Source organism: Aquincola tertiaricarbonis (assembly GCF_023573145.1).
GTDB lineage: Bacteria > Pseudomonadota > Gammaproteobacteria > Burkholderiales > Burkholderiaceae_C > Aquincola > Aquincola tertiaricarbonis_B.
This window is the reverse complement of record NZ_CP097636.1, coordinates 2,004,280-2,017,362: the sequence shown is the minus strand read 5'-3', so window position 1 is coordinate 2,017,362 and position 13,083 is coordinate 2,004,280. Positions and strand designations below refer to the sequence as shown.

Genomic DNA, 13,083 nt, shown 5'->3' with positions numbered 1-13,083 from the left:
CTGAGGTTCGGATCAGGTGCGGTCGGCGTTGGCCAGCAACCACGCCAGCGCCTGGTGGATATCGGGCTCGGGCACCGGGAGAGGCTGGCGCTCCAGCAACGATGCGGTGGTCAGGAAGCGCTGCTCCACGCCGGGCAGCACCTGCGAAGGCAGACCCTGCGAGGCCAGCTCCTGCTGTGCGTCGTGCACTTCATGGGCGCGGCGCTTGGCATGGACCACATGCGTGCGCACCAGCATGTCGATGAAACTGCGCAGCGGCGTCTCGTCGATGTCGCTCAACAGCTCATACAGCTTTTCGCGCACACCCTGCTTCTCGGCGCTGACCAGCAGCTCGACGGCGAGCGCTTCCATGCCTTTGGTGAAGACGCTGCGCAGGATCTTCAACGAGATGGCATCGCCGGCCACGCCGCCTTCGATGACCTTCACCTTGCCGCCGGCACCGGCGATCAGGGCCTGGAACGCGTCGGCGCCGTTGCCGGCGGCCAGCAAGGGGGTCCTGACCCCGTTCAAGGAGATGGCACCCATGATGGCGGTGTCCACGTAGCGCACCCTCCGATCGGCAGCCATCGCCGCAGCGGCGCGTTTGACGGCCGGACTGGCGGTGGTCAGGTCGGCAAAGCCGGCACCGGGCTTCAGGTGGGCGGCGGCCTGCTCAGCCACCGGCAGTGCCTGCGAGCCGGTGACGCAGGACAGCACCCAGTCCGCGCTCTCGAGCCAGGACCCGGCTGCCGCATGGACCTGCAGGCCCCAGGTGCGCGCCAGATCGGTGGCGGCCTGCGAGGGTCGGGCCTCGCACACCGACAGGTCTACGCCACTCGCGTGCAGGGGACCTGCATAGCAGCGCCCCACTTCCCCGAGGCCAATGATCGCAACTTGCATGTTCGCTCCTTCGAGCCCGAAGAGTACAAAAAACGTACAAAGCAGGCAAGGTGCCGCGGGTATACACCTAGAGAACAAGCTTGATCTGTCCATGCAAGTACAAAAGATGTACAAGCCAAGTGGCGGGCGCCGCCCGTTCCGCGACCGCCTCCTACAATGGGCGGCATGAATGCGACGCCCACCACCACCACCCTGAAGGGCAGCGAGCGCGCCTACGAGACGCTTCGTCAGCGCTTGGTGGGTGGCCACTACAGCGCCGGGACGCAGTTGAAGGAAGAGCCCCTGGCGCGGGAGTTCGGCATCAGCCGGACCCCGATCCGGGCCGCGCTGAAGCGCCTGGTCGAAGACGGTCTGGCGACCGCCGACGCAGGACAAGGCGTTCATGTCGCCCAATGGACCGAGGGCGACATCGAGGAGACGTTTCAGCTGCGCATGTTGCTGGAGCCGTATGCGGCCTGTCTGGCCGCGCAGCGTGGCGGGCCGGACCTGGTCGCCAAGCTGAATGCGAGCAACGACCAGATGGCCCGCGCCATCGAGATGGTGGGTCGCGAGGACGGGCAGCTGGCCATCGGCAGGGTCCAGGAGGCCAACCGCATGTTCCACCATGCCTTGCTGGACCACGCGGGATCCCCACGTCTGCGGTCGATGCTGGACACGATGATCGACATGCCGATCATCGTGCGGTCATTCTTCCTGTACGAACGCGCCGAGCTTGAGCAGAGCCTGCATCACCACAGGGACTTGACCCTGGCGGCGCAGGCCCGTGACGGAGAACTGGCCCGCCAGGTCATGCAGTTGCACCTGAGGATGTCGTATCACCGTTTCATGAAGCACCGCGGCGAGTACAAGCCGGCTCGTGGAAGCTGAGGCCCGATCGGGCACGCATCGAGGCAGAACAGAGCGCGCCTAACCACCGGGCCAAGCCGAGCGGTCAGGCAGGGCGCCATTCGGACCGCAGTAGGCGGTGACAGACGGTGCCCTGGGCGTCACCCCCCAACTCGCCCACGCAACACCCCTACCTTCAACAGCATGGTGGCGGGTCCCGCGCCTATGCTGGACTGCAACGAGTTCGGCTGCGGACGGAGGTGACGGGTGCCAAACCTTGCTCTGGCAGACCTTGTGCTGCCCTACCTGCTGCGTGGCGAGAACCTGGGCGCCCAGCATGCGGCGCTGTCCGCCCTGCGCGTGGTGGCCTGGGAAACCGCGTCCGACGACTTCGGCATCGCCATCCGCGGCCAGTGCGAATTCAATGGCCATGCCAGCATCGATCTGGACCGGGGCGGCCTGCAGGTGGACGCCGGCGTGGACGAAGCCGCGCCCGCGTTCGACCCCGCCAGGCGATCGCCGGTATTCGACATCCGCGAGACCTCGGTCGACTTCGAGCTGTTCGTGCCGCGTGCCGGCTCGGCCATCGTGGCCGCAGGCGCGGCCGGCGTGTCGGCGGCCGCCTTCACGCCGGTGCGCGACGTGCTGGACCTGTGGGACACACTGCCGCTGGACCCCGCGCCCAGCGACTATCCGTCCACCGGCTTCACGCTCGACCTGATCCTGAAGGCGCCTTCGCTGCGCCCGCCCTTCCTGCATCCGGCCAAGCTCAACGTGCAAGGGCTGCTGGAGCCCGATGCCGCGGTGAGCGAGGTGGAGATCGGCCTGCCGCGGCTGCGGTTTCGCCTGAGCCACGGCAACGACAGCGGCAGCCAGCTCGCCTTCGAGCTTGTGCAGGCCGGGGCCGCGGGGCTGGACGATCCAGCCGACATCGGCGTGGCCGAGCTGGTGTCGATGACACCGCCTTATGCCTTCATCGGCGGGGCCAGCGACCGCGTGGTGGGCATCGGCTTTCGCAGTGCGGTGCTCGACCTGTCGAACGAATCGACACCGCCGGCTCTGCTGTCCAAGGCGCAGGTCGGCGACGACTGGACCGGCCTCTACCTGCCCGAGGTGCGCATCTTCATCGCGCCTTCGGGCGCGCGTGACTTCACGTTCGAGGCCGGCGCCAACGAACTGCTGATCGGCTTCGGCGAAGCCGGCGGCCTGTGGGGCGACTTCGAGGCGATGCTGGTCAACCAGGGCTCGGGCGAGCTGAAGCTGGGCGCGCGCTTCGTCGATGCCGGCGGACGGCTGTGGGGCATCGAGCGCAGCAGCCCCACCGAGGCCACGGCGCGCCTGCCCGAGCGCAGCACGCTGCTGGTGGATGTGAGCGGCGGCCGCACGCCCTACACGCGCAAGGTGCGCGTGGGCGGCGGTGCCGAGGAAACCGGCACGGCCTTTCTGGTGGACCTGGCCGGCGGCGCGCAGGACATCCACATCACCGTGACCGACGGCAGCGCCACGCCGCTGCAGGCCACGCTGGTGGTGCATGCGCAGCGGCGCAGCAGCACGCCGCGGCTGCCTGCGCCGGGCCACGCGCCGCTGCCGCCGCTGGTGGCCACCATCACGCCGCCGGGCGACACGCCGGTGATCGTGATCGCCTCGCAGAACGACACCGAGGTGGTGGTGACCACACAGCCGGTGGACCCCGCGGTGCGCTGGCGGGTGGACGGCGGCCCCGAGAGCGGACCGGCGGCCAGCTTCACGGTGGCGGTGGCACCGGGGCAGACGGTGCATGTGCAGGCGCGCAAGCCGGGCCAGCCGGCCACGCCGCCGATGGACTTCTACTTCTACTTCGACGAGCCGCCCACTGCCGTGCCGGCCGGCGAGTCGGCGGCGCTGCTGGCCTATGCGCGCAGCGGGGACAACCTGTCCACCGTGCGGGCGGTGAGCAAGAGCGACAAGCGCCGCCTCAGCGGCCACCAGGACCCGATGACCGCCTACAAGGCAGCCTTCGACGCTGCCGGGCCGCTGGCGGCGGTGCGCATCCGCGGCCATGCCAGCTACGAAGGCCATGACACGCCCGCGCTGCGCCAGCACAACTACCTGCTGGCCCGCCGCCGGGCCATTGCGGTGCGCGAGCGCATCCACGCGGCCTATGCGGCGCAGAACTTCAACTTCGCCGACCTGTCGCCCGACAAGCCCACGCCCACGCCGGCCGAGATCGACGCCTGGGTGGCCGCCTCGGGCTGGACGAGCCATGCCGCACCGGACGACAACCGGTGGTGGAAGGCCACGGTGGTGCTGCCCGCGCAGCCGGTGGCCGACGACGATGCCGACTACGCCGTGCAGCGCCCTGCGGCGCCACCCCAGCCGCCGACCGAGCCGGTGCCGGTGGACCCGCAGCCCGAAACCCCCGCGGTGCCCGACTGGTTCCGCTCGGCCAGGCTCAAGCTGCGCATCGTGCGCAGCACGCTGATCGCCGCCGAGATCGAAGCCGAGATCGACTTCCAGACGGCCAGCGAAGACAAGCTGCGCAACAGCGGGCAGCTCGGCGGGCATGAGCCGCCCGCAGGACGCACGCTGCGCAACGGCGTGCCGCTGGGCCCGGACAACCCGGCCGACGGCATCACCAAGTTCCGTGTGCTGTGCCAGGAAGACCCGTCGGCCGGCCGCGTGACCACCATGATCTCGGTGGGCGCCGACCCCGCCGACAAGGACGGCCTGGCCGCCTTCGGCTGGCTGCCCGGCGAGGCCATACCGCCCAAGAACATCGGCTTGACGCTGCTGGGCTCGTACCTCAGCTTCTGGCCGATGCTGGCCAACGCGGCCGAGGGCGGCAAGGGCGAGGTGATGGACGCGGTGCTCACCGGCGCCGCGCTGGCGGTGCCGGGGGTGATCGCGCTGCTGCCGTGGTTCCAGGTCGAGCGGGTGGTGGTGTACGGCGGCGAGTTCCTGGAACGCCACCGTGAGGCCGGCACCGACACCGAGCTGGAAGCGCACCTGCTGTTCGACGTCGGCATCGACTGGTCGGCCAACCTGCTCGACATCGTCATCATCGAGCCGCAGCATCCGCTGTCGGTGCGTTACAAGGCCATCGGCCTGCGGCTGAACCATGCCCAGACCGGCGGCGACGAACAGTTCTCGCTGCGGCCGGTGTTCGACAGCAGCCGCGGCTACACGATCGACGTCGCCTCGGGCGGCGCGCTGAAGATCGCCGACCCGCTGGGCCAGATCCTGCGGGTGCTGGGCGCACGGCTGTCGCGCAGCAATCCGCTGACCTTCGAGATCGACATCGGCCTGGGCGTGGACCTGGGCGTGGTCACGATCGACCGCGCCGGCCTGCGTGTGTACCTCGACGAGCCGCGGCCGCCCGAGCTCACCGCGCTGGCGGCCAGCGTCGACATCCCGGGCGCGCTGGTGGGCTCGGGCTACGTGAAGATCGGCAAGGTCACCAACTCCGAAGGGCAGGAGGTGGCCGTCATCGGCGGGCAGATCGACCTCACGCTGCGGCCGCTGTCGCTGCGCATCGCCGCGGCGATGGAGGTGGCCACCATCGACGAGAACGGCCGCCAGGCCACCGGCGTGTACATCGGGCTGAACGTGGTGCTGCCGGTGGGCATCCCGCTGGGCAGCAGCGGGCTGGGCATCTTCGGCTTCCGCGGCATCTTCGGCATGCACTACCAGCGCAATGCCGCCATCGGCGCGGGCTCGGGCGTGCCCGCGCTGGTCTGGCTGGAAGCCGCGGGCGGCCAGCCGCACCTGCTGGTCAATCCCGACACGCAGATCCGCCTGTGGGAGCCGCGCATCGACCGCTGGGCCTTCGGCCTGGGCATGCTCATCGGCACGATGGAAGGCGGGGTGATCATGAACCTCGACGGCACGCTGCTGCTGGAGCTGCCGGGCCCGCGGGTGCTGATCATGATGAACGCCCGCATCATCTCGCCGCCGCCCAGCATGGACGGGCTGGGGTCCAGCGGCGGCATCCTGGCGGTGATCGAGGTGACGCCCGAGCACTTCATGATCGGCATCCTGGTGCAGTGGGACATCGAGCGCCTGATCAAGATCGTGATCCCGGTGGAGGCGGTGTTCCCCTTTGCGCCGCACCTGTCGAAGTGGCACATCTACCTGGGCGCGCGCAGCGACATCGGCCGGCCGATCGAGGTCGACGTGCTGGGCATCGTGCGCGGCACCGGCTACCTGATGTTCAAGGGCGACGGCTTCCCGGCCTACAACGTCCACAACGCCACGCTGCCGGCCATCCAGGGCTTCGGCATCGGCCTGGGCGTGGCGGCCTCCTTCACCTGGGGCAACACCGACATCGGCCTGTACCTGCGCATCGGCGGCGGCATGGACGCGGTGATCGGCTTCGACCCCTTCGTGCTGGCCGGCACCGTGTACGTGGCCGGCGAGCTGCGCCTGTTCATCGTGTCGGTGGGCGCCGATGCGCAGCTCACCGTCATCGTCAGCGAGCAGCCGGGCGGCGACCTGGCGCTGTACATCCACGGCCAGGCCTGCGGCCATGTGAGCCTGCTGTTCTTCGAGATCGAGGGCTGCGTCGACATCACCATCTCGGGCCCGAAGAAGTCGGCCGTGATGCCGGTGCTGGTGGACAAGCTCAGCCTGAAGAGCCGCTCGCCGGCGCTGCTGGCCGGCACCGGCGTGGACCGCGGCATCGACGCCAGCCTGGGCGATGCGCTGGCCACGACCGACCTGCCTGCGCTGGCCGATGGGCGGCTGCCGATCGTGCCGATCGACTGCGTGCCCATCGTCGCGCTGAAGCTGCCGGCCGCCGCCAAGCCGGGGCTGACGGTCGGCGGCCTGGGCACCGCGGTGACCTCCGCCCCGGGCCTGCCGAGCAGCGGCCTGGCCGAGCGCGGCGGCGAGAAGTACGCCTACGTCATCGACGAGATCATGCTCGAGCGTATCGACCCCGCCAGCGGCGCCAGCGCGGGGCCGGCCATCCTCGGCAGCACGGCACCCGTGGTGTGGTGGACGCTGAAGGACGCCACCGAGCCCAGCCCCACCGCGCAGCTGGCGCTGTTCACCTGGGAGCCTGCGCCGGCCACCAAGGCGGTGGAAAAGTCGGAGCGGCTGGAAGACACCATCCGCGAGCGCTGGGGCACCGTGTGCGAGGACGCTGCGCCGCCGGCCGAACTGCTGTGGACCTTCCGCTGGGAGCCGCTGGGCCCCTCGGCCGCCGGCTGGGACCTGGACGGCATCGCCTGGCCCGACCCTGCCGGCACCCGCCGCAACGGCGCGCCGGATGCGCTGCTGCATGTGCACGAACGCTGGCGCTCCGGCGACGTGCAGCTCGACATGCTTCGCGGCGTGTTCCCCGCGCTGGTGGTGGGTGCGCAGGTGCCCTGCTGGCAGCGTGATCCGCCGCCCGAGCCTGCGCCGCAGCAGCCGGGCGGCGTGGTCGACGTGGGCCTGCTGCCGGGGCTGCTGGTGCCGGCCGTGCCCAAGCGCATCAGCCCGCGGCTGCGCGCCAAGATGGCGGCAGGCGCGGCCATCGCCTCCGTGGCTTCGGCCCCTGGGTCCACCGCCGCCCCGGCCGGCCCGATGCAGGCGCTGCGACAGCTGCAGCATGGCGAGCCGATGGGCCGCGCCGCGCTGCAGGCCGCCTTCGGCCCGGCCTCGGCCGCCCGCTTCGAGGGGGACGAGCTCCAGGCCGACGAGGGCAGGGCCTTGCAGGCCGCGGCGCCGCCCAAGCTGTGCGAGGTGCGGCTGCTGGAAGCGCCGATGCTCGACGACGGCCAGCCGATCGCGCTCGGCGACCCCTTGCGGGCCAAGGAAGTGGCGCAGCGGCTGAAGGCGCTGGGCCTGGCGCACGGCCCGCTGGACGACGTGGTGGTGATCGACATCGGCCCCTTTGCGCGGCTCGACCTGCTGCTGTTCGTGCGGCGCGATCTGCTGGCCGCCGGCCGGCTGGTGGTGCGCGTGCTCGATGCCGCCGGCCAGGAGCTGCAGCGCGTGGTGGCCACCGGCGCGGACCTCACGCCGCCCAAGGCGCTGCCGGCGCGCTGGTTCGACGCTGCCGGCCCCTGGGCCGACGACATCGCCGAGCTGCTGGCCTGGCCCGGTCGCAGCCAGTGGCCGGCACTGTACCTGGCGCTGGACAAGCAGCCCGAGGCGGCGCGGGTGGAGATCGGCGTGCTGCCCGGCCCCGATGACAAGCCTGTGTTCACCGCAGCGGCGGTCAACGACTTCGGGCTGCGCCCGGCGTACCACGTGGGCGCCATCGGCGGCCTGCGCTGGGGCGAGGTGGAGCGCCACGACTGGGACCAGACGCAGATCCTGCACGACCGGCAGGTGATCACCCAGGCGCTGGGCCCGGCCAGCAGCAGCAATGCCCTGATGTTCGCCGATGCGCTGTACCGGCTGACGGTGCGCTGGCACGGCCAGCGGCAGGGCGACGGCGCCAAGCGGGGCAGCGCGGCGCAGCCCGAGTCGCAGGTGTTCTGGTTCCGCACCGAGCGCCTCGAGACGCCGACGCCGCAGCTGGCGCAGTTCGCGCAGCGCGTGCCGCTGCCGGTGCGGCTGGACCCGTGGATGCTGGTCACGCTGCCGGCCGAGCATGAGAAGCACTGGTTCGGCGAAGAGCCCACCCAGCTGGTGTTCAACACGCACGACGTCGACCGCGTGTTCGCCGCCTATGGCAAGGAACTGCGGGTGCGTTACTCGGCCTCGTCGGCGCGCCATCCGCAGCCCAGCCTGGCGGTGCCGCACCCGTACCCGATCACCGAGGCCACGCTGGTGCCCTTCAAGGCGGTGGTGCTGTCGCCATGGGAAGAGGCCGCGGCCGAGGTGCTGGCCGGCAGCTGCATCCCGGTGGACGAAGACCGCTCGCGCCACGGCGTGGTCAACATCCCGATCGCGCTGGAGCCCTACACCGACTACCTGCTCGACGTGGAAATCGTCGACCTGGGCGCCGACAGCGATGCGCGCGGCCCGCGGGTGTTCCGCCGCCACTTCTCCACCGGCGGCTATCCGCGGCTGGCGCACTTCGCCGCGGCGCTGCTGGCCGAGCGGGCGCGCAGCCGCTCGGCGCCGGCCGGTGCGATGGAGGCGGTGCGCGCCTTCTTTGCCGGCCGCGATCCGCTGGGCCCGGAATTCGATGCGCAGTGGATGGCGCAGGGCCTGGAGCCGCTGGGCGTGCCTGAGCGGCCGCGCATCGTGGTGTTCTGGGAAACGCCGGCCGTGGGCCTGCCGCAGCCTGCAGCGGTGCTGATCGACGCCACCGAGCCGCTGTGGCGCAGCCGGCCTTACCCCTCCAAGGTGGTGGACGACACCGGCCCGGTGACCGCCGAGCGCTGGGTGCTGGCCGAGACCGAGTACCTGCGCATCGAGAACCAGAGCGCGGCCGGCGTGGTGGCCGCGGTGGGCGGCGTCATCCGCGCGCCGGGCCTGCAGCGGGCGCTGGTGGTGCTGGCCGCCGGTGCCCGCGGCAAGACGGTGAAGCTCGACCTGGTGGAGATCGGCTTTCCGGCGCTGCCCTTCCTGAACCAGACCGAACGGCGCGCCACGCTGATCGAGCTGCCGCTGGACCACGCGCCCTGGGAGGAACTGTGATGCGCATCGTCGACCCGACGAAGTTCGTGCTGCTGGGCGCGGTGACCGACTGGCTGGCCGCCTACCGGCGCCAGGTGGAGCAGGCCCGGTCGCCGAAGGAGATCGCGGCCGAGCGCAAGCTGGCGCTGACCCGCATCGTCCAGTTGCGCTGGCTGCTGGCGCCCGAGCTGGGCTATCCCACCGAACCCTTCCGCGTGTGGCGCCGGCCGGCGATGCCGATGCAGACCGAGAAGGAGGTGGGCTACCGCATCACCGGTTTGTTCACGCTGCGCTTCGTGGTGCTGGAGCGGCCGATGGTGTTCGTGCGGGTGCAGCTGAACGCGCCTGCGGCGGGGGCGCTGATGGCGTTCTCGGGCATGCCCTACAACTCGCCGATGGTGGCGCTGCGGCCGCTGGCCGCGGGCTTCAACAGCGTGGCGCTTTCGGGCTCGGCGGTGCAGGCGCTGGTGCTGCCGCCGGGCGCGGCGGTGCAGCAGATCACCGGGCTGGACAGCCAGGCCGCCGACGACAAGACCTGGGAGCTGGTGGAGGTGGTGGGCCTGCCGGTGGACGCGGCCTGGGCCGGCGTGCTGCAGCTCGACCAGCCGCAGGGCCTGACCGGCGCGCTGGGCGCCCCGCGCGATGCGGCGCTCGACCGCTTCCGCCGTGGCGCGCCGTTCTACGGCTGGGAGCCGGTGATCCCCGGCGGCGGCAATGCCCCGCCGTGGAAGCTGGCCGACCCCCAGGCGATGCTGGAGGTGCTGGACAAGCACATGCTGCCGCCGTTGCGCGAGATGGTCACGCTGCTGCCGCCGTCGCAGCAGGCCGGCTACGAGGTGCAGCATGCGCTGCCGCCGGTCGACCCGATGAATTCGGCGCAGCCGGGCGACGACGCGCTGGCCCGTTTCAAGCCGCTGAGCCATCTGATCTTCGGCGCCGCCACCGATCCGCTGGCCTCGCTGGTCAGCGGCTTCGGCACCGCCTTCGAGGACGTTGACCTGCCGCCCATCGTGCTGGCCGACCGCAAGCTGTTCGGCGATGCCAGCCGCAGCGACTGGGACTTCATGGTCACCGCCGCCTATGCCCGCGGCGCGGACGGCGCCTCGGCGCCGGTGGAATACGCGGCCATCGTCTTTGCGCCCGGCGTGGGCCTGCCGCCGCCGGTGCCGGCGCAGCTGGCCTGCGAGTTCGAAGGCCTGCGCGCCCCGGCCGCCACCGATGCCGACTGGCGCGCCATCCACCGCGTGACCTGGGACAAGCTGGCCGACGGCTTGCCTTTCCGCGTCGGCAGCTACGGCTTCGCGCGGCTGGCGCTGGCCCCGGCCGCGCCGGTGGTGCCGCTGATGGGCGTGCGGCCGCTGGACGATGCGCTGCAGCCGATCAGCGCCACCACCAGCGCGCAGCAGGCGCTGGCCGGCCGGCTGCAGGCGCTGGACGAGCGCTATGGCGTGCAGAGCGCACCCGCGCCCAATGTGTTGCTGTACGCCCTGGCGCACCAGGACCTGTTCGGCCTGTGGAGCGCCTGGGCTTCGCACAGCGCGGCGGTGGCCGAGCCGCCGGTGCAGTCGGTCAGCCTGCTGGCCGCGTGGCTGGAGGTGCAGCCGGCGGCCGGCGGCGCGCCGTGTCCCGGCACGCTGGTGCTCGAGTTCTCCTGGGACTGGGCCAGCCGCAGCCCGCGCCGCATCGAGCTGGTGGGGCGGCTGTATCCGCAGGCGAAGCTGGGCGATGCGCCACCCGCCGGTGGGCCGCCGGCGGGGCTGCAGGTGTCGCTGGCCGGCGGGCCGGGTGCGGTGCTGCAGTTCGTGTTCAACGGCGCGGCCCCTGCCGGCGTGCTCACCGGCGCGCCGGGGCTCACCGCGCAGCTGCAGTACCTGTCGCTGGACGGCAAGCAGATCCTCGGCGCGCCGGTGGAACCCGCCGGCCCGCGGCGCTACCGGCTGACGCTGGACGGCTTGTCGCTGGACTTCGGCAGCGCAGGCCGCATCGGCCTGGCGCTGTGGGCCCGCGGCACCGAGCAGCGTGCACCCCAGCGCGTGGGCAGCTGGAATGCGCAGCCGCTGGTGGCTTCCACCGCCGACCCGCGGCCGCCGGTGATCGTGATCGAGCGCGAGGACGTGCAGATGGCCAGCATCGCCGATGCCAACGGCGAGCACCACGCGCGGCTGGAATGGCCGGCCGTGCCGGGCGCGGTGGGCTACTTCGTCTACACCACCACCGAGGTCAAGCTGCGCGCCGACCGCGGGCTGCCAGACCCCGCCCGGGCGCTCACGTTGTCGCAGCGCCTGGCCGAACTGCGCGCCGCCTTCGCCGCCGATGCCGACCGGCGGTCGTTCACGCGGGTCAACGCGCAGCCGGTGACCACCACCGCGATGCAGGTCTCGCTGCCGCGTGGCAGCAAGGAGATCCATGCCTACATGGTGCTGGGCCTGAGCGCCGGGCAGGTGGAGTCCGAGTGGCCGGTCACCGGCGCCGCCGCCGGCAAGCGGCTGATCTGCTATGCCGCACCGCAGCTGGTGCGGCCGGCGCCGCCCGATCTGGAAGTGGCCCGCGTGCTGGACCGCAGCGTGAACCCGCCGGCCTGGCGCGCGGCGCTGCGGGTGCGCACCCAGCCGGGCGTGCCGGTGGCGCAGGTCGACCTGCACCGGGTGCGGGTGGCCGATGCGGCGGTGGAACTGGACTCGATGGGCCCGCCGATCGCGCAGCTCACCGGCACGCAGGCGCCGTACACGGTGCAGCCCACGGTCTCCACCGAACCCGGCGTGGCCCAGGCCCTGGGCACCATCACCGGGTTGGACGCGGTGGAGGGCTCCTGGCGGCGCGTGTTTTACCGCGCGGCGGCCTGGGCGCATGGCGATGCGCAGCGCGGGCTGTACGGCGGCCGCTCGGCCCCCAGCGCGCTGCGCGAGGTGGTGGTGCCGCCGGCCACGCCGCCCGACCTGGCGCCGCTGGCCTGGCACTGGCCGGGCGGCGGCCTGGGTGACGTGCAGGTCGACGGCAGCACGCTGGCGCCTCTGCCGGACACGCCGCTGGGCCCGCACCGGCTGCGCGCCGACGTGCTGCTGCAGCACCCCGACGGCAGCGCCGAATCGCTGTGGCGCCATCCGGCCGCGCCCGGCGGCGACGACCGGCTGCAGGCGTTGCCCACGGTGCCGCCCGGTGCCGGCGCCAGTGGCCTGTGGCGCGCGGGCGGGCCGGCCGGCGTCACGCTGCTGCATCTGCTGGTGCGCCGTGCCTCGGTCGACGACCTGTTGCGGGTGCGCTGGCTCATCACCGATCCGCTGGGCCGTGCCACCGAGCGGCTGGTCGAGGTGCCGGCCGGCTCGCCGCTGGCCGCGCCCGACCTGCTGTCGCCCACGGTGGTCAAGCAGGCGGGCATCGGCTTCCTGGTGCGCTTTCTCACCAGCGTGCCGGTGCAGCCCACGCCGGCCGGCCCCTACCGGCTGCGGGTGCGCTACCTGCCGGGCCCCAGCTCACCCTTCCCGCTGGTCGGTCGCGCGGCGGCGCTGCCGCCGATGGCCGACCTGGAAGCGCTGTTCAAGCCGCGGCCGCTGCCCTTGCCGATCGATGGCGACGACCTGCGGCTGACGCCGGTGCGCCCGCCGATCGGGCCGAGGCCACAGGTGCATGCGCTGGAGGTGGCGCTGGCCGACATACCGCCGGCGCAGCCCGGCGAAGACCTGTTCGCCGGCGGCGTGCTGATGCCGCTGCGCCGTGCCAAGGCTGCCCGTCGCCGCACCGCCATCAGCCTGGGCCTGCGCGGCAGCGGCGGCCGGGTGGAGCTGGCCATCCTGGCCCCCGACGGCCGCAGCGCCAGCGTGCAGCTGACCCTGGCCTGACCCGCCG

General features: G+C 72.2%; 4 protein-coding genes. 3 read left to right on the top strand and 1 reads right to left on the bottom strand.

Translation table 11 applies throughout. The annotated features are described in order from the left end of the window. Positions 1-12: 12 nt before the first annotated feature. Positions 13-879, bottom strand: coding sequence for an NAD(P)-dependent oxidoreductase (locus MW290_RS23570; RefSeq protein ID WP_250196784.1), 867 nt, complete (start codon positions 877-879; stop codon positions 13-15). A 165-nt stretch (positions 880-1,044) separates the two neighbouring features. On the opposite strand from MW290_RS23570, the gene MW290_RS23565 reads away from it, so the two are divergent. The 3 genes from MW290_RS23565 to MW290_RS23555 all read left to right on the top strand — a co-directional run bounded on the left by MW290_RS23565 (position 1,045) and on the right by MW290_RS23555 (position 13,076). After that, the gene (locus MW290_RS23565) at positions 1,045-1,746 is read left to right on the top strand and encodes a GntR family transcriptional regulator (RefSeq protein ID WP_250196783.1); all 702 of its coding nucleotides are present in this window, start codon (positions 1,045-1,047) and stop codon (positions 1,744-1,746) included. 225 nt (positions 1,747-1,971) lie between these two features. Beyond that, the gene (locus tag MW290_RS23560) at positions 1,972-9,261 is read left to right on the top strand and encodes a hypothetical protein (protein WP_250196782.1); all 7,290 of its coding nucleotides are present in this window, start codon (positions 1,972-1,974) and stop codon (positions 9,259-9,261) included. Continuing rightward, positions 9,261-13,076, top strand: coding sequence for a hypothetical protein (locus MW290_RS23555; protein ID WP_250196781.1), 3,816 nt, complete (start codon positions 9,261-9,263; stop codon positions 13,074-13,076). Before MW290_RS23560 ends, MW290_RS23555 begins: the two co-directional genes overlap by 1 nt. The last annotated feature ends 7 nt before the right edge of the window (positions 13,077-13,083 follow it).

What these genes read in the sequence shown, in the direction of transcription:
- MW290_RS23555 (WP_250196781.1), top strand. Translation starts at nt 9,261, where the DNA reads ATGCGCATCGTCGACCCGACGAAGTTCGTGCTGCTGGGCGCGGTGACC.
- MW290_RS23570 (WP_250196784.1), bottom strand. Translation starts at nt 879, where the DNA reads ATGCAAGTTGCGATCATTGGCCTCGGGGAAGTGGGGCGCTGCTATGCA.
- MW290_RS23565 (WP_250196783.1), top strand. Translation starts at nt 1,045, where the DNA reads ATGAATGCGACGCCCACCACCACCACCCTGAAGGGCAGCGAGCGCGCC.